17 protein-coding genes are annotated in these 16126 nt (G+C 73.2%); 8 read left to right on the top strand and 9 right to left on the bottom strand.

Features of this window, described 5'->3' with window-relative positions:
* Positions 1-153 precede the first annotated feature (153 nt).
* Together ASF28_RS11260 and ASF28_RS11255 are read left to right on the top strand one after the other, a co-directional pair.
* A complete protein-coding gene (locus tag ASF28_RS11260) occupies positions 154-807 on the top strand; it encodes a PRC-barrel domain-containing protein (protein WP_056092187.1) in 654 nt (217 codons plus the stop codon).
* A 10-nt stretch (positions 808-817) separates the two neighbouring features.
* A complete protein-coding gene (locus ASF28_RS11255; RefSeq protein ID WP_056092185.1) occupies positions 818-1039 on the top strand; it encodes a hypothetical protein in 222 nt (73 codons plus the stop codon).
* Positions 1040-1042: 3 nt separating this feature from the next.
* On the opposite strand, the gene ASF28_RS11250 is transcribed toward ASF28_RS11255, so the two are convergent.
* The 7 genes from ASF28_RS11250 to ASF28_RS11220 all read right to left on the bottom strand — a co-directional run bounded on the left by ASF28_RS11250 (position 1043) and on the right by ASF28_RS11220 (position 8211).
* A complete protein-coding gene (locus tag ASF28_RS11250) occupies positions 1043-1876 on the bottom strand; it encodes an extracellular solute-binding protein (protein WP_056092182.1) in 834 nt (277 codons plus the stop codon).
* The gene (locus ASF28_RS11245; RefSeq protein ID WP_056092179.1) at positions 1849-2559 is read right to left on the bottom strand and encodes an ATP-binding cassette domain-containing protein; all 711 of its coding nucleotides are present in this window, start codon (positions 2557-2559) and stop codon (positions 1849-1851) included. The genes ASF28_RS11250 and ASF28_RS11245 overlap by 28 nt, the downstream gene beginning before the upstream one ends.
* 5 nt (positions 2560-2564) lie before the next feature.
* Positions 2565-3260 carry an ABC transporter permease gene (locus ASF28_RS11240; RefSeq protein WP_056092178.1) on the bottom strand — a complete coding sequence of 232 codons (696 nt, stop codon included), beginning with the start codon at positions 3258-3260 and terminating at the stop codon, positions 2565-2567.
* 107 nt (positions 3261-3367) lie between these two features.
* Positions 3368-4621, bottom strand: coding sequence for a molybdopterin molybdotransferase MoeA (locus tag ASF28_RS11235; protein ID WP_056094062.1), 1254 nt, complete (start codon positions 4619-4621; stop codon positions 3368-3370).
* Positions 4605-5156 carry a molybdopterin-guanine dinucleotide biosynthesis protein B gene (mobB, locus tag ASF28_RS11230; protein WP_056092175.1) on the bottom strand — a complete coding sequence of 184 codons (552 nt, stop codon included), beginning with the start codon at positions 5154-5156 and terminating at the stop codon, positions 4605-4607. The genes ASF28_RS11235 and mobB overlap by 17 nt, the downstream gene beginning before the upstream one ends.
* Positions 5153-7123, bottom strand: coding sequence for a molybdopterin biosynthesis protein (locus tag ASF28_RS11225; RefSeq protein WP_056092172.1), 1971 nt, complete (start codon positions 7121-7123; stop codon positions 5153-5155). Before ASF28_RS11225 ends, mobB begins: the two co-directional genes overlap by 4 nt.
* Before the next feature lie 2 nt (positions 7124-7125).
* Positions 7126-8211 (bottom strand): molybdopterin-binding protein, encoded by a 1086-nt coding sequence (locus ASF28_RS11220; RefSeq protein WP_244474992.1) that lies wholly within the window; start codon positions 8209-8211, stop codon positions 7126-7128.
* Between the two features lie 233 nt (positions 8212-8444).
* Between ASF28_RS11220 and ASF28_RS11215 the strand changes: the two genes are divergently transcribed.
* Positions 8445-9740 (top strand): c-type cytochrome, encoded by a 1296-nt coding sequence (locus ASF28_RS11215; protein WP_056092170.1) that lies wholly within the window; start codon positions 8445-8447, stop codon positions 9738-9740.
* A 10-nt stretch (positions 9741-9750) separates the two neighbouring features.
* Here the strand turns inward: ASF28_RS11215 and ASF28_RS11210 are convergent, their stop codons facing one another.
* Both ASF28_RS11210 and ASF28_RS11205 read right to left on the bottom strand, forming a co-directional pair.
* Positions 9751-10245 (bottom strand): GNAT family N-acetyltransferase, encoded by a 495-nt coding sequence (locus tag ASF28_RS11210; RefSeq protein WP_056092167.1) that lies wholly within the window; start codon positions 10243-10245, stop codon positions 9751-9753.
* Between the two features lie 8 nt (positions 10246-10253).
* Positions 10254-12245, bottom strand: a complete 1992-nt coding sequence (locus ASF28_RS11205) for a 4Fe-4S binding protein (RefSeq protein ID WP_056092165.1) — start codon at positions 12243-12245, stop codon at positions 10254-10256.
* A gap of 223 nt (positions 12246-12468) precedes the next feature.
* Between ASF28_RS11205 and ASF28_RS11200 the strand changes: the two genes are divergently transcribed.
* From ASF28_RS11200 to ASF28_RS11180, 5 genes are read left to right on the top strand one after another with little or no spacing between them, the layout of a single operon-like run.
* Positions 12469-13248: a biotin/lipoate--protein ligase family protein gene (locus ASF28_RS11200; protein WP_082476490.1), complete on the top strand. Its 780-nt coding sequence runs from the start codon at positions 12469-12471 to the stop codon at positions 13246-13248.
* Positions 13245-13802 (top strand): DUF6505 family protein, encoded by a 558-nt coding sequence (locus ASF28_RS11195; protein WP_056092162.1) that lies wholly within the window; start codon positions 13245-13247, stop codon positions 13800-13802. The genes ASF28_RS11200 and ASF28_RS11195 overlap by 4 nt, the downstream gene beginning before the upstream one ends.
* Positions 13803-13839: 37 nt before the next feature.
* Complete coding sequence (locus ASF28_RS11190) at positions 13840-14850, top strand: DUF6352 family protein (RefSeq protein WP_056092158.1); 1011 nt, start codon at positions 13840-13842, stop codon at positions 14848-14850.
* Positions 14851-14861: 11 nt separating this feature from the next.
* On the top strand, positions 14862-15401 hold the full coding sequence (locus ASF28_RS11185; RefSeq protein WP_056092155.1) for a DUF3305 domain-containing protein: 540 nt from the start codon (positions 14862-14864) through the stop codon (positions 15399-15401).
* The gene (locus ASF28_RS11180) at positions 15398-16096 is read left to right on the top strand and encodes a DUF3306 domain-containing protein (protein ID WP_056092152.1); all 699 of its coding nucleotides are present in this window, start codon (positions 15398-15400) and stop codon (positions 16094-16096) included. The genes ASF28_RS11185 and ASF28_RS11180 overlap by 4 nt, the downstream gene beginning before the upstream one ends.
* Positions 16097-16126: the final 30 nt, after the last annotated feature.

The following is a 16126-nucleotide window of genomic DNA, read 5'->3' as shown; positions in this document are numbered from 1 at the left end:
GGCAGGGGCCTCGAAAACGGGGTCCGGCCGCGTGCTCTGGACGATTTTTCGCAGTTTGTCGCCCCGGCATCCCCGACGGGGCCCCGATGAACCGAACCGCACGCCCGAGCATTGACACGTCGAGGCCTGCGTCACGGCCCCCTGGAGTCACCCATGAAAACCTATCGGTGGAGCGCCGTGCTCCTCGCCGCCTCCCTGTGCGGGCCGGGCACCCTGGCCCTGAGCGCATCCGCGCGGGCCGCCGAGGACGCCGGTGCAAGCCGGGAGTCCCGGTTCCCGACTGCTCCGGCGCCGGGCACCATGCGGGTCTCCAAGATCATCGGGGTCGGCGTCATCGGCATGGATCACGTCCGCGTCGGCACCATCGAGGACGTACTTCTGGCGGCCGATGGCCGGATCGAGACCGTCGTAATCGGCGTCGGCGGCTTCCTCGGCCTCGGCGAGAAGTACGTCGCGGTCCCCTTCGACCTGCTGGCCTGGAACGTCGGCGACGTGCCCCTGACGGCGGGACCGACCTCCGTCGCCACCCCACGGAACGCCGCGACCACGGCCGAGGCCGCCCAGGCCGGCCCGCAGACGATGCCGGGCAGCGACACCACCCGCGACGTCCTCGGCGCCGTCGAAGACAAGCACAGCGGCCGGGTCACCGACGCGACCGGATCGACGGAGGCGCAGAAGCCCACGGGCGAACAGGCGACCGTGCTGGCCGGCGCTTCGGGCAACGCACCCGTCCGGGCCGAACTGCGGCTGACGAAGGCGGAACTCGCCGCCGCCCCCGCCTTCCGATTCGACGGAAAGCAACCGTGAGGACCGCGCGATGAACAAGGTTCTGGCCGCCCTCTTCCTGATCGGGGCTGCAGGCGACGCCCTCGCCCAGGCCATGAACCCGGCGCCGCCGATCCCGGAGACCGGGCCGGCGGGCTCCAATTCCGCCGCCAACACCCTCTCGTCGATGGACTTCAACTGGGTCTGGGCCAGCCTCGTCGTCATCGGTCTCGGCGCTGCGCTCTGGTACCTCGTGCGACGCCGGGCGCGGTGAGGGTCACGGGGCGCGAACGGCCCCGGCACTCGGGAAGAACAGCTGCTCGCCGCCGATCCTGTAGGCGGCGATGGAGGCCTGCCCCTCCGGCGAGACGAGCCAATCGATGAAGGCCTGCCCCTCCTTCACCTTCACGGCGGGGTGCTTGTCCGTGTCGACCAGCATCACGCCGTAGGGATTGAACAGGCGCTTGTCGCCCTCGACCAGGATGGCGAGATCGCCCCGGTTCTTGAACGCGAGCCAGGTGCCGCGATCGGCCAGGAGGTAGGCGTCGAGGGCGGAGGCCGTGTTCAGGGCCGGCCCCATGCCCTGGCCGACGTCGCGGTACCATTCGCCCTTCACGGCGGCCAAATCGATCCCGGCCTCCTTCCAGGCCCGCAGCTCGGCGCTGTGGGTGCCGGAGCGGTCGCCCCGCGACACGAACGGCGCCTTGGCCGCCGCCACCTTCCGGAGGGCTGCGGTGATGTCGGTGCCCCTGGCGCCGGCCGGGTCGCCCTTCGGCCCCACCAGCACGAAGTCGTTGTACATCACGTCGAAGCGCGCCTTGGCGAAGCCCTGCGCCACGAAGGCGTCCTCCGCCGGCCGGTCGTGGACGAGAACCACGTCGGCATCGCCCCGGCGCGCCGCGTCGAGGGCCTGGCCGGTGCCGAGGGCCACCACCTTCACGGCGATGCCGGTCTTCGCCGCGAAGGCGGGCAGGATGTGCTTGAACAGGCCGGACTGCTCCGTCGAGGTGGTGGAGGCCACGACGATGGAGGCCGGCTCGGCGCTCACGGGGGAAGTCCCCAGGAGTGCGAGAAGTCCGAGGGTCAGGAAGCCGCGGCGAGGGAAGTCCAAGGCAGTTCTCCATCGAAATAGGCACGCGCTTCGGGCGTGCGCGGGGACAGCAGGGTGGTGCGGGTCGGGCCGTGCTCGACGGCGCGGCCGCGCGCGAGGACGATCACGTCGGCGGCGAGCCGCGCGACCTGCGCGAGGTTGTGCGACACGAGCACGACCTTGGTGCCCACCGCCGCCATCTCGGCGATGAGCGCTTCCACGAGGTCGGTTGCGCCGGGATCGAGGTTCGCCGTCGGTTCGTCGAGGAGCAGGAGATCGGGCCGGGCCGCCCAGGCCCGGGCGAGGGCAAGGCGCTGCTGTTCGCCGCCGGAAAAGCGCGTGGCCGGGTCGCCGGCCCGGTGGGCGAGGCCGACCCGGGCCAGGGCCGCGCGGGTGCGCTCCCCGCGCTCGGCTCGGGGCAGTCCGAGGCGCGCGAGGCCCAGCGCCACGTTGGCGGCGGCGCTCGCCCGGATGAGGGCGGGCTTCTGGAACACGAAGGCCCGGCGCGCCGCACCCGGCACCCGCAGGCTGCCGCTCGTCGGGACGAGGAGGCCGTCGATCACCCGCAGGGTCGCGCTCTTGCCCGCCCCGTTGGGACCGACGAGGGCGGTGATGCCGCCGGGCGGGATCGCGAGGCTCAGGCCATCGAGGATCGTGGTGCCGTTCAGGATCAGGCGGATGTCCGTGAGGGTGATGCCCGCCATCCCGCTCACCCGTAGGCGCGGGCGGCGTGGCCGCGCAGGAGGGCGGCCACCGCATTCACCGCGATGACGAGGGCGATGAGGACGAGCCCGAGGGCCAGGGCGAGGCTGAGATCGCCCTTCTGGGTCTCCAGGGAGATCGCCGTCGTCATGGTGCGGGTGTGCCCGTCGATGTTGCCGCCCACCACCAGCACGGCGCCGATCTCGGAGATCGCCCGCCCGAACGCGGCCAGCGCCGTCGTGACCAGAGAGAAGCGGGTGTCGTAGATCAGCACCCATGCCCGGCGCGGCGCCGACAGGCCGAGGGAGCGCAGCTGCTCGCCGAGATGGTCTTCGGCATCGGCGATCACCTGCCGGGTGAGGGCCGCCACGAGGGGGGTGGCGAGCACCGCCTGCGCCGCCACCATGGCGCCGGGGGTGAACAGCAGGCCCAGCGGCCCGAACGGTCCCGAGCGCGACAGGACGAGGTAGAGCACCAGCCCGACGATCACCGGCGGCAGCCCCATGAACGCGTTGAGCAGCCCGACGATCGCGGGCCGTCCCCGGAACCGCGCGACGGCGAGGAACGCGCCCAGGGGGATGCCCAGGAGCAGGCCGATGGCGACGGCCGACAGGCTGACGCGCAGGGACAGCCACGCGATGGCGACGACGTCGCGGTCGAGGGTCGCCAGCCGTGAAAACGTCTCGTGGAGGGTCTCGGTCATGCGGGCCGGATGCGGAGGGTCCGCTGCGATGCTACGCCCGGCCAGACAAGATCAATAGGCAGCCCACTTCCTATGTGCCGGACCTAGACGATCGATGACGCGCAGGGCTACCAGAGCGTGGCATGCGGATAGTACGCGAGGGTGTCGCCGGGCGCGACGCCGATGGCCTCGTCCGGCAGTTCGGCGAGGCCGTCGCTCCCGGTCAGCGACGTGAGGAGGCCGGCGCCCTCGCGGGGGAAGTTGCGCGCTTCCATCACGCCGTCGGAACCGGGCGCTACGGTGACGCGGACGAATTCCCGGCGTCCCGTCTTCTTGCGATAGGTGAAGGCGGCACGCACCCTCTGGGGAACCACCGGCACGGCGCTTTCGCCGCTCAGGCGCGCGAGCAGGGGACGCACCACGAACAGCAGGGTCACGTAGACCGCGACGGGATTGCCCGGCAGGCCGACGAACGGGGTGCCGTTCACGAGGCCCATGGCGACGGGGCGGCCGGGCTTGATGGCGAGGCGCCAGAACAGGAGCTGGCCGACCGCCTCCACGGCGGTGCGGACATGGTCTTCCTCGCCCGTCGAGACGCCGCCCGAGGTGAGGATGAGGTCGTGGTCGCGGGCGGCGTCCGCGAGGCGTGCGGCCAAGGCCCCGGGTTCGTCGCGCAGGATGCCGAGATCGTCCACCTCGACCCCGAGGCGGACCAGGAGGGCGGCGAGCATCACCCGGTTGGAATCATGGATGGCGCCGACCCCGAGGGGGGCGCCCGGCTCCACCAGTTCGTCCCCGGTGGAGAACAGGGCGACGCGCAGGCGGGTGCGGACGGGCAGCCGCGCATGGCCGGTGGCGGCGGCGAGCGCGACGTCCTGCGGCACGAGCCGGCGGCCGGCGGCGATGATGCGCTCACCGCGCGCGACATCCTCGCCGGCGGCGCGGGCGTTGGCCCCGCGCTTCAGTCCCTGCGGCAGCAGGACCGCGGCGCCGTCGCGGCGCACGTCCTCCTGCATGAACACGGTGTCGGCGCCGGGCGGCAGGGCGGCGCCCGTGAAGATCCGTACGGCGCCGCCGGGGGTGTCGATACCGTCCGGCACGGCCCCCGCCGGAAGCCGGCCCCGGACGGGCAGGCGGGTCTCGCCCTTCGCCTGGAGATCGGCATAGCGCGCGGCGTAGCCGTCGACGGCGGAATTCGCGAACGGCGGAACGTCGTGACCGGCGATGACATCTTCGGCCGCCACCCGCCCGTCGGCCCGGGCGAGCGGCACCCACTCGGTCCCGGCCAGGACGGGCAGGCGCGCGGCGATGAGGCTCGCCGCGTCCTCGATCCGCATCAGGGCCCCGCCGAAGGCGAAGCAATCGTCACTCAGCTGCGCCATGTCGCCTCCCAAGCCTGTCCAGGGTCGCAGCAAAGGGTTCGGAACGGGCGAGGACGAGGTCGGCGATGGCCGCGATCGCGTCGAGGCCCACCACCGGCACGCCCGCCTCGGGGAAAACCGTATCGCTCGCGACCCCGACGATGCGCGGATCGCCGGGATGGAGCGGCGGCCGGCCGTTGGCGGCGCGGTGAACCTCGAGCTTGGCGTGCGCCTCGCGCTTGAAGCCCTCGACGAGGACGAGGTCGCACGGCGAGAGCCTTTGGAGGAGATCGGCCAAAGTCGCCTCCCGGCCATCCGCCACCTCGTGGATCTGGACCCAGCGCCGGGCGGACGAGACGATGACCTCGCCGGCCCCCGCCTCGCGGTGGCGGTGGGAATCCTTGCCCGGCTGGTCCACGTCGAACTCGTGATGAGCGTGCTTGAGGGTCGCCACCCGCAGGCCGCGCGCCACGAGGGCCGGGATCAGCCGCGTCAGCAGGGTGGTCTTGCCGGCCCCGCTCCAGCCGGCGAGGCCGATGATCCGGGGCGCGGTCATGGAACCTCTCCGACGCGGAAGCCGAGGTCGCGAAGCGCCGCGCGGGTCCGTTCCTCGGCGAGCGCGTCAAGGAAGGCCGCGAGCGCCGGCGTGTCGCGCTTGTCCGCCGCGTAGGCGAAGTCGTAGCGCTCTTCCGTGAGCGGCAGGAAGCCGAGGCCGTAGGCGCGGGCCACGGTGGAGATGGCGACGCCCCAGTCGGCCCGCCCCTGCGCCACCGCCGCCGCCACGGCGTTGTGCGAGCGCGGCTGGTTCCAGAACCCGGCGGGCCGGCTCCCCCGCAGGAGACCGTCGACGAGCGCGCGGGTGCCGGAGCCGACGTTGCGGTTGACCATCACGGCCTCGGGGACGGCGAGCGCGGCGGCCACCGCCGCCCCGGCCTCGCGATCCGCGAACAGGGGATCGCCGCGCCGGAACACCACCCCCTGGAGACGGCCCCAGCCGGGGGCGAGACGGAAGCCCTCGGCGAGGAAGGGGCTGTTGTAGAGGCCGGTCGCGGGGTCGAGGAGGTGGAGGGCGGCGAGATCGCATTCGCCGCGCTGGAGGGCGGCGAGGCCGCCGGCGGAGCCGACCCAGAGGGTGCGGGCCCGCAAGCCCCGTTCGGCCAGGAGACCGACGACGCGGTCGAGGCCGACGCAGTGGCTGCCGATCAGGGTGAGGTCGGGCGGGCGCACGCCCGCCCCGAGCCGGGTGACGGACACGGTCTCGCCGGCCTCGACGCCCGAGCGCGCGGCGGGGACGGCGAAGAAGCCGTCGGCCTGGGAGAACGCCGTGACGGAGCCCGACCCCTTCGACACGGGCAGCGCGACCATCCCGTCGGGCGTCTCGGCCAGGGACGCCATCACGAATTCCGTCCGCCCGAGTTCGGAGGCCACGCGCTGCGGCAGCACCGCCGCGACGGCCTCGTCCTCCCGCGGCGGCAGGCCCGCCATGGCGCGGATGAGGGGCACGACGAAATCGTGGAACGTGAAGATGGCCGAGGTCGGGAAGCCCGGCAGCACGATGACGGGCTTGCCCTCCGCCACGGCGAGGCACAGGGGCTTGCCGGGCTTCAGCGCGACGCCGTGGACGAGGATGCCGGGGGCCCCGATGTCCTTCAGGATGCGGTGGGAGACGTCGCCCGCCCCCTTCGAGGTGCCGCCCGAGAGGATGACGATGTCGGTCTCGGTGAGCGCCCGGTGCAGGGCCTCCCGCAGGGCCGCCGCGTCGTCCCGGACGATACCCAGCGGCACGGCCTCGCCGCCGTTCTCGGTGACGGCGGCGGCGACGATCGGCCCGTTGGAATCGTAGATCGCCCCGGGGGGGAGGGGCGCACCGACGGCGACGAGTTCGTCGCCCGTCGAAAGCACCGCCACGCGGGGCCGGCGCACCACCGGAACACGGGCAAGGCCACAGGCGGCCAGCATGCCGATCTCGCGGGCGGTGATCCGCAGGCCCTGGCGCAGGACCGTCTCGCCGGCGGCCATGTCGGCCCCGGCATAACCGACGAACTGGCCCGGCCGCGCCGCCTGGACGAGGTCGATGGCGAGCGCTTCACCCTGAAACTCCGTCTGCTCGACCATCACCACGGCGTCGGCGCCGCGCGGGATGACGCCGCCGGTGGCGATGGGGGTGGCGGTGCCCTCGGCCACGGCAAGGCGCGGTGCGACGCCGCAGGCGAGGATTTCGGGGTTGAGGATCAGGCGCCGGGGGCTCGCGGAACGCGAGCCCTGCGTATCCGTGGCCCGCACGGCGAAGCCGTCCACCAGGGCCCGGTCGAAGGGCGGCACGTCGATGGGGGAGGCCACATCCCCGGCCAGGACACGGCCCAGGGCCTCGGCCAGGACGACGGACTCGGACGGCAGGGTCCTGTGGGGTACCGCCGCCCGGAAGCGCGCCGACGCCTCCTCGCGGCTCACCACGGTCAGGAACTGCTCCTGCCGGGCCGCCGCCGCGAGGCGTTCGCGGAAAGGAAGATCGCGCTCCGTCATCGTCACAGCGGCAGGATCCCGAGTCTGGTGCCCTCCGGATAACCCTCCCGCTCCGGCGGCACCAGGATGGCCGCATCCGCCTCGGCGAGGTGCGACAGGGGAAGGTCCGCCCCGCCGAGGGGCTCGAGGCCATCGGCGTGGCGGTGCACGAACACCACGTCGCTGGTGCCGATGGTGGCGGTGACCTTGCGCAGCAGCGTGCCGCCCTCGGGCTCAGGCACGCGAACGCCGGACAACGCCGCCAGCAGGGGACGCCCGAGGGTGAGGAACACCGCGAGCGCCGCCTCGGGGCGGCCCGGCAGCAGCAGGACGGGACGGCCCCCGGCGCGGCCGAAGGCAGCGGTTTCACCCGGGCGGAGCGCGATGCCGTGGGCCAGGACCTCGCCCGCCAGGGCCAGGGCGGCGACGGCGTGGTCGGTCCGACCGGGACCAGTGCCGCCGAGGACCAGCACGGCATCGGCCCGCGCCGCGCGGATCGCGGCGGCGATGCCGTCGAGGGTATCGGGCGCGTCGATGCGCTCCCCCAACTCGACGCCCTCGCGGGCGATCAGGACCGAGAGCGTATCGGTCGAGGGCGTCGCGGCGGCGATGAGGGCGACGCGCGGGACGCGCACGGCGACGGACTCGACGCCGGCCGCCGCCAGGGCGAGGAGATGGCGCGGGGCGACACGCATGCCGGCGGCGAGGAGGCGGGTGCCGGCCGCGACGTCTTCGCCCCGTTGGCGGACGCCGTCGCCGGGGGGAGCGTCCGCGACGATCGCCCGGCCCTCCAGGGCTTCGGGCGGGAGCACGGTGTCGGGCCCCTCGGGAAGGTGTTCCCCCGCCTCGACCCAGACCGGCGGAGCGCTCGGAAGGATCGGCGAATAGGCCGAGGCCCCGGTGACGGCATCGGCTCGCACCGCCCAGCCGTCGCGCAGGGCCGTGGGGCATTCGGGCCAGCCGCGTTCGGCGATGACGTCACGGGCCGCCGCGAGGCCGAGGGCCGCACGGGGGGGCAGCTCGCGCTCCGCCACGGGCGAAACGCCCGCGATCAGGCCCGACACCGCGTCGGCCAGGGGCATCAGGGCGGCTGAAGCGAACCGCGTCACGCCGGTCTCGCGAAGGCGCGCCGTCGGCCGATCCCGGCTTCCGTCAGGGCGAGGAACGTCATGCGCCATCGCATGCGGCATCCGTCCGCGTTGATCAAGCGCGGGCGGTCTTCCTACCCGGCGTGTTCGCGCGCGGCACAGGGCCCCAGGGTGGAGCTCGGGACAGGACCTGCGCACCTCGTCTAAGGTCCAGCCGAACCGGCGCCGGGCCGGGGGACCGGACCTGGAGAGCGATGCGGCGCCTGCGTTTCGTGCGATCCGTCCTTGGAGTGTTCGGCCTGCTCGCCGTCCCCCTCGTAACCCCGCCGGCCCTGGCGCAGATGCGCGGCCATGGCGGCCCGGTGCGGGCGCTCGCCGTGGTGCCGGGCGGCGAGATCGCGATCTCGGGCGGGTTCGACCAGGCGGTGATCGTGTGGGGGATCGCGAACGGCACCGCGCTCAGCGTCCTGCGCTTCCACGAGGGCGCCGTGAATGCCGTCGCCACCCTGCCCGATGGTGGATTCGCCACGGCCTCGGAGGATGGCCGCATCGCCCTGTGGCGGATCGGCCGGCCGGAGCCCGAGCGGACCTTTGCCGAGCATACCGGGCCGGTGGCCGGGCTCGCGGTGTCCCCGGACGGGCTCAGTCTCGCCTCGGCCTCCTGGGACGGAAACGCGCGGGTCCGGCCCCTGGCCGGCGGACCGGCGCGGGTGCTGGCGGGGCATGCGGGCCCCGTCAACGCCGTCGCCTTCCTGCCCGACGGCCGGATCGCCACGGCGGGCTACGATGCGACCCTGCGGATCTGGCCGACGGAGGACGCGCCACCCCGCGTCATCACCCTGCCGACGCCGCTGAACGCCCTCGCGGTGGCCCGCGACGGCGAGATCGCCGTGGCAGGCGGGGATGCGATCGTGCGCTTCCTGCGCCCGGACGGAAGTGAGCGGACCGCCAGCGAGGTCGGGCCGAACCCGGTGATCGCGCTGGCGCTCTCGCCCGACGAGACCCGCCTCGCCGCCGCCACGGCGGGGGGCACCGTCGCGGTCATCGACCGCGCTACGGGTGCGATCCTGCGCCGCCTCGTCGGGCCCGGCCTGCCGGTCTGGTCCGTGGCCTGGCGCGGCGACGAGCTCGTCACCGGCGGGAGCGACCGGCTGGTCCGGCGCTGGAACGCCATGACCGGCGAGCCCATCGGTGCGCTCAGCCTGCCCCGCCCCGCCGACACCCTGGCGACCTTCCACGGGGATCGCGGCGCGGAGGTCTACCGTGCCTGCGTCGCCTGCCACGCCCTCAGGCCGGGGGACGGACCGCGCGCCGGCCCGAATCTCGCCGGCATCATCGGCCGCCGCATCGCGAGCGAGCCCGGCTACCGCTATTCCGAGGCGCTGAAATCCATGGACCTCGTCTGGGATGCCGCCGCCATCGCCCGCCTGTTCGAGGTCGGTCCGGCCCGCTACACGCCGGGCACGCGGATGCCCGAGCAGACCATCAACACCGCCGAGGACCGCGAGGCACTCGTGCGCTTCCTCGAAAAGGCGACGGCCCTGCCGTGAGGCGCCCCCGTCAGGGGTGCCGGATCATGTAGCGGGCGTCGGGTCCGTAGCCCGCGAGCTTTTTCGCGAGCACCGGATCGCCCGTCGCCTCGCAAAACCCCTGCGCCGCCCAGAAGGCGGATGAGCCGTTCACGGCGACGAGGGCGATGGGCGTGGCGCTGGCGTGCGCGACGAGGTCGGCGACGGCCCGACGGGCATAACCATGGCCCACGGCGTCGGGATGCAGGCCGAGATCGTGGAGGTAGATCGCTCCCGCAGCGCCGAGGGTCTTCGGCAGGGGCCGGTTCAGGGGCGGAATGCGGCCGAGCGGCCAGGGATAGGCGACGCAATAGCCCCGGATCGGCCCGTTCTCGCGCGCCAGCACCCGGCACAGGGCGGGGCTCGCCCGGAGCCGTTCGGCGAAGCGCGCGGGCGCCTCGTAATGGTCAGGGAACAGGTCATCGGCGAGGGCGACGACGGCCCCGAGATCGGCCGGCACCATGGCCCGCCAGCGCAGGGCCTCCATGCCGTTGCTCAGACCGCCTCGCCCCGCTCCGCCCGCTCGCGAAGGTAATCCTCCGTCGTGCGGGTGCGCGTCCGCTCCGGCCCGGCATGGGGGTCGAAACCCTGGTTCAGGGCGGATTCGACGCGGCAATCCTCGCACATCATCAGGGCGTTGATCCGCTCAGGCCCGCCGGACCCCGAAAACATCCAGTGGCGCTCGCGCAGCTTCTCGACGACCCGCTCGATGGTGCTGCGGGTGCCGAACGGCTTGGCGCACGCGATGCAGCAGAACGGCTCCTCCTCCTTCACGATGCGGCGCGGCGCGGTCCAGGCCTCGAAGTCGAGCCCGGGGCGGAGATCGATGACCGATTCCGGGCAGGTGGCGGCGCAGAGGCCGCACTGGACGCACAGGCTCTCCTCGAAGGCCAGCAGCGGCCGGTCGCTGCTGTCCGACAGGGCGTTTGTCGGGCAGGCGCCGACGCAGGCGAGGCAGAGGGTGCAGTCCTCGGTACGGAAGTCGAGGCCGCCGAAGGGGGCCCCCGCCGCGAGGGGCACGAAGGCCGTGGGCCGGGGCGCCACCTCGTACATCTCGCGGAAGGCGAAGCGCAGCACCTCGCGCTTGCCACCGACGGGCATGAACCGGCTCGGCCGTGACGACGCCGTGCCGGAGCGGACCTCCGCCAGGGCGGCCCCGAGGGCCTCGGGATCGTCGGTCTCGATCACGGAGACCACGGGCGTCCCAGCGCCGTATCCGAGGGCCTGGGCCAGGGTCTCGGCCAGGGCCACGCTCCGGTGGAGGCTGTCGAGGTCGTGATGGGGCCGCGCCCGGGCGAGCACGCGCACGCCGGAGGCGCCAAAGGCGAACAGGGCCGCCATGGCCTCGGGGCCGAGCTGCGTGATCTCGTTGAGCCGCACCGGCAACACATGGGCCGGCAGGCCGTCGCCGTGGCGGGCCAGCGCATCGATGAGCGGCTCGCCGTGATCGCCGTCGTGGAACAGGATCGTAGCACCCCGGCCCCCGGACTCCCCGTAGGCCAGCATCAGGCTCCGCAGGCGCCGCATCAGGGCATCGGCGGGGGGCAGGGCGTAGGCCGCCGCCCCCGTCGGGCACACGGCGGCGCAGTTGCCGCAGCCGGCGCAAATGTAGGGATCGATGGCCACGGTATCGCCCGCCGACGCGATGGCCCCCGTGGGGCAGACCTCGAGGCAGCGGGTGCAACCGGTGATGCGCGAACGCGAATGCGCGCAAAGATCAGCGTGGAAGGTGACGAACTTCGTCTTGTCGAAGGTGCCGACGAGGTCGGCCGCCGCCGTGATGGCGCGCTCCACCGCAGCCGGATCGCGCGGGTCGGCGCGAAGGTAGCCGCTGCGCAGATCATGGGCGGGAAACAGCGGCGTGCCGCCGGTGAGGTCGAGGACCACGTCGCAGGTCGAGGTGGCGCCGTTACGGGGCGGACCGAAGACGAGATGCGTGCGCGACGAGGGGGCGGGGAGGGCGTAATCGTCGATCCGCAGCTCGAACGCCCCGAGCCGGCCGGTGGCGCCCGCCACGGTGCCCTGGAGCACGGGAAAGTCGTTGCGCTGGGGCGGCTCGACGGCGTCCGGACGGGTCAGCAGCACAGTGACGTCGAGACTGTCCGAAAGCCGCCGCCCGGCCTCGATGGCGACGGCGTCCCGGCCGTAGATCAGCGCGATGCCCTGGCTCTCCATGGAGACGGTGCCGGCGTCGGGGACGGGTTCGGCGGCGGCGGCCAGGAGAGCGGCCATCTTCGGCCCGGCCGCTTCGGCCTCGGTGGACCAGCCCGCGGTCTCGCGGATCTTGGCGTAGGTGACGCGGTCCTCCGCGCCCAGCTCCTCGGCGACCTCGTCGAACAGGGGCGCCTGCAGGGTGCAAGACACGGTGACGGGCCCGCCCTCACCCAAAGCTTCGCGAAAGCGGTCGAGCTCCCGCCCGCAGAGCTGGTCGGCGGTCCGCAGGGAGCCGCCACAGCCGCGCGCGATGGCGCTTGCGTCGAGGGGCATGGTCCCCTCGCAGGAACAGGCGAACACGATGCGATCGGACACGTTTGACCCTGAGGCATTGGGAGCGGGCGCGGCCCCTTCGCGGGGCCGGACGCATCCGTTATATAATCGAACGGTTCGAAACTACGAACGGACCAATTGACCGCACCGGGGACGGGCCGCACGCCGGACCGGCGGCGGTTTCGGTCCCATCGCGAAGGTTCTCGACATCACGGCACCACCCATGACCCAGTCCTTCGTCCATGAGCCGGTCGTCCAAGGGCCGGTCATCCCCGAGCCGGCCGCGCCCGTGCTGCCGCCGGCCTTCCGCTGCGTGCTCGCGCCGGCGGCCGACGATGCCTTTTCGCGCGCCCGTGCGCTCGCCGAGGACGAGGCCGGCGACGCCGCGGGAACCCTGGTGCTGGTCGAGCGCGGGGACATCCTCGATCTCGCCGTGATCCTCGCCCCGGACGAGCCCCTGGCTTCGGCGCGGCGGGCCTTTCTCGTCGGCATTCTCGCCCTCATCGATGCGGTGGGCACCCACGCCGCGCCGGAGATGCCCATCACCTTGCTCTGGCCGGACACCCTGATGTTCGACGGCGCGCGCCTCGGCGGCGGGCGCCTCGGCCAGCCGGAGGGCTGCGCCGAGGACGCCGTGCCGGACTGGCTGGTCTTCTCGGCCATGCTCGTCGTCTCCAAGACCCGGATCGGGGACCCCGGCCTCACGCCGGATTCGACGGCCCTCGATGAGGAAGGCTTCGCCCCCGGCATCCGCCTCGCCCTGGTGGAGAGCTTTTCCCGCAACCTCATGAAGGCGTTCGCCGTCTGGGAGGAGGATGGCTTTGCCGGCATCGGTGCGCGCCTCCTCGCCCACCTGCCGCAGGCCGGCGGCGCGAAGGCGGAGATCGATCGCCACGGCGATGCGCTGCTGGAGCGGGACGGCACGGTCGGGCGACTTGCCCTGGCGCCCGGCCTGTCCGAGCCGGCCTGGCGCGACCCCGCCACCGGCACGGTGCGCCTGTGAGCCCCCTCAAGCTGCCCCGCACCCTGCGGCTCGACCCCTCCGACAGCTTCGTGTTCGCGCGGGCCGCCGAGCCCGGGGAATGGGCCGTCACCGGCTCGTTCCTGTTCTGGGACCGGGATCCGGCGAGCCTGACGGGCAAGGAGCGGGTCGCCTTCCGCTCGGGCTTCCTCGGCGTGCGCTCGTTCGGGTTCTCGACCCTGGTGGTGGTAAGCGAGGCGAGCGAGGGCGAGCGTGAGGACGCCGCCGCCAGCCTGGCCCGCCATCTCCAAGACCACCTCGGCGCCCCGGACCGCGCAGCGGCCCTCGCGGCGGCGCGGGAAGAGATCGATTTCGCCGCCTCGCTCTGCGATCTGCCCGTCGGCACCGTCGTGGCGCTGCATCGCACGGAGACGAACGGCGCGATCGCAGAAGCGTTTCGCACGTTGCACCAGAAACCCGGCGGTGAAGATCGCCTCCATGCCGGCGCCCGCGCCTTCCAGTTCGTCGAGACCGACGACGACGGGCCGGAGGAACACGCCGACCTCATCGGCCTCGCACGGAGCCGGACACCGTGACCGCACGCCACGCACACGACAGGGACCGTCGCGCATCATGACCGAGTTCTGGGTGTCGAGCGGCCACCATCTCACCCGGCGCACCGAGGGCGGCGGCCTCGGCGTCACGGACGAGCTCATCCTGGCCTATCTGGCGCGGCCGGAACTGATCCCGCCGGCGGAGGCCTGCGCGGCCGAGCGCGCCCTGTACGCGGACCTTCGCGCCGAGCCCCGCCGCGCCATCGCACCGGAGGCGGTGGCGGCCATCGCGGACGCCGATGCGCGCGAGAACTGGGCGGTGCTCCTGGCGTTCCGCGACCGGCTGCTCGGCGCGCGCTCCATCGAGGCGGCCTACGTCGGTCTCGTGCGCGAGGGTCTGCAGGGGACCCCGTCCCTGTTCCTCAACCAGCTCGTCCACCTCATCCTGCGCAACGCCCTCGACGGCTGCGACGACCCCTACGTCCTGCGCGCGGCCGAGCTGTTCTTCCGCACCCAGCGGGTGAGCCGGCACGAGGGCGCCGTGCTCCTGGCCGATGCCGAGGTGATCGAGGCGCGCGAGGGCTCCGCCCCGCTCTCGCCCCTCGTGGCGATGCTCGGCAAGGAAGCCGCCAACGAGCTCGACGTGCTGAACGACGAGAACGCCTGGAGCTACTGGAGCCGCTCCGACGCGTTCTCCATGGCGCTCAACCTCGGCTCGAGCCCGAAGAGCCGGGCGGCGCTCGCCCGCGTCATCGAGGTGTTCGTGCGCCACCTTCTCAACACCGAGGTGACGGTGACGCCCCTCGACCGGCTGGAGGACACGGACTGGCGCTGGTTCGTCGGCCTCGACGCGGAGGGCACGCGCATCGGCAACGCCCTGTGGCGGGGAGAGGCCATCGACGCGGCGACGCAGGAGCGGGTGGTCGCCCTGTTCGCGCTGACCTTCCTCGACCCCACGCGGGTCGATCCGAACGTCGGCGAGCGGCCGGTCTACCTGCTGCTCGCCGGCACGGCCGCACATCTCGTCCAGGTCAAGCCGCAGAACATCGTCGCCGGCCTGCCCCTGCGCGCCGCGTACCCGGCGGCCTGAGGAACTCCACCATGTCAGAGCCCGCCCCCCTCCAAAAACCCGACAACCACTTCGAGGTCGGCGTGGTGGTGGAGAAGCGCCGCCTCAAGGGACCGTGGGCGACCCATGCCTGGCTCCCCGTCGCCGTCCTGCCGGCGGCGCCCGCCGCACCGCCGGGCACGCGCCTCTCCGGCACGGAGGACGAGGGCACCTACTATGCTGGGGCCTACGACGTGCACCTGCACCCGGCCGAGACTGCGCATTACCGGGACAACCTCGTCTCCGGGCGTCCCGCCCTGTGGGTCGCCCTGCGCAAGCTCGGCGAGGGGGAGTACGAGGTCGCCACCGTGACGGCCGATCCCTACGAGGGCGAATCCATGGCCGAGGGCATCGGCGAGGTGGTCGAGGCGGTGCCGATGCCGCCCGACCTCCAGGCCAAGCTGCTGGCCTTCTTCGAGGCCCACCACATCGAGCGCGTGTTCGAGAAGCGCAAGCGCGACCGGGCCGACCCCGAGGCCCTGGCCCGGCAGGCCGGAGGCGCCGAGACCGGCCGCAAGGGGAGGCGGGAATGAGCGACGGCTTCCTCGCGCGCTGGGCCCGGCGCAAGCGCGACGTTCGCGAGAGCGAGCGAACCGAGACTCCGCCGGCGGACATGGAAGCCGTCGAGACCGCAGCGGTGCCGGGCGACGACGCCGTCGTACCGGAAGCGGCCGGCACCGAGGCGGAACTCGACCTCCTGGCCGAACTCCCCTCCCTCGACGACCTCACGGCGGAGACCGACCTGCTGCCATTCCTGCGCGCCGGCGTGCCGGCGGCCCTGCGCAACGCCGCCCTGCGGAAGATGTGGTCCGTCGATCCGGCCATCCGCGACTTCGTCAGCGAAGCGCGGGAATACGCCTACGACTGGAACACCCCCGGCGGTGTACCGGGCCTCGGTCCGCTCCTGCCGGGCGACGACGTGAAGGCCATGCTCGGCCGGCTGTTCAATCGCGACCCGTCCGAAGCCGCCGAGGCCGAAGCCGGTGCGCCCGAGGTCGACCGGGCGGACGTCGACCGGGTGGACTTCGATCGGGCGGAGGTCGATCGAATGGATTTGGTGCAGCTCGATCCGGACATCACGTCGGACCCCGAGCCCGGCCGGACGCTCCCGACGACATCGATACCGGCGCCTGGTCCTGCAGATTTTCCGGAGCGGACCTCCGTAACATCCGAAACGACAGTTGCGACGGCACGCCTGCGACGCCATGGCGGCGCAATGCCCAGCTGAGCCGTGGAATCGCGATTGCGCCAATCTCGA

The sequence above is a fragment of the Methylobacterium sp. Leaf99 genome (assembly GCF_001422375.1).
In the GTDB taxonomy this organism is placed as follows: Bacteria; Pseudomonadota; Alphaproteobacteria; order Rhizobiales; family Beijerinckiaceae; genus Methylobacterium.
The sequence above is the reverse complement of the archived record's forward strand: the minus strand, read 5'-3'. Positions and strand labels throughout refer to the sequence as shown.

Coding starts and splice junctions, on each gene's coding strand:
- ASF28_RS11260 (WP_056092187.1), top strand. CDS start 154: ATGAAAACCTATCGGTGGAGCGCCGTGCTCCTCGCCGCCTCCCTGTGC.
- ASF28_RS11255 (WP_056092185.1), top strand. CDS start 818: ATGAACAAGGTTCTGGCCGCCCTCTTCCTGATCGGGGCTGCAGGCGAC.
- ASF28_RS11245 (WP_056092179.1), bottom strand. CDS start 2,559: ATGGCGGGCATCACCCTCACGGACATCCGCCTGATCCTGAACGGCACC.
- ASF28_RS11240 (WP_056092178.1), bottom strand. CDS start 3,260: ATGACCGAGACCCTCCACGAGACGTTTTCACGGCTGGCGACCCTCGAC.
- ASF28_RS11235 (WP_056094062.1), bottom strand. CDS start 4,621: ATGGCGCAGCTGAGTGACGATTGCTTCGCCTTCGGCGGGGCCCTGATG.
- mobB (WP_056092175.1), bottom strand. CDS start 5,156: ATGACCGCGCCCCGGATCATCGGCCTCGCCGGCTGGAGCGGGGCCGGC.
- ASF28_RS11225 (WP_056092172.1), bottom strand. CDS start 7,123: ATGACGGAGCGCGATCTTCCTTTCCGCGAACGCCTCGCGGCGGCGGCC.
- ASF28_RS11215 (WP_056092170.1), top strand. CDS start 8,445: ATGCGGCGCCTGCGTTTCGTGCGATCCGTCCTTGGAGTGTTCGGCCTG.
- ASF28_RS11210 (WP_056092167.1), bottom strand. CDS start 10,245: ATGGAGGCCCTGCGCTGGCGGGCCATGGTGCCGGCCGATCTCGGGGCC.
- ASF28_RS11205 (WP_056092165.1), bottom strand. CDS start 12,245: ATGCCCCTCGACGCAAGCGCCATCGCGCGCGGCTGTGGCGGCTCCCTG.
- ASF28_RS11200 (WP_082476490.1), top strand. CDS start 12,469: ATGACCCAGTCCTTCGTCCATGAGCCGGTCGTCCAAGGGCCGGTCATC.
- ASF28_RS11190 (WP_056092158.1), top strand. CDS start 13,840: ATGACCGAGTTCTGGGTGTCGAGCGGCCACCATCTCACCCGGCGCACC.
- ASF28_RS11185 (WP_056092155.1), top strand. CDS start 14,862: ATGTCAGAGCCCGCCCCCCTCCAAAAACCCGACAACCACTTCGAGGTC.
- ASF28_RS11180 (WP_056092152.1), top strand. CDS start 15,398: ATGAGCGACGGCTTCCTCGCGCGCTGGGCCCGGCGCAAGCGCGACGTT.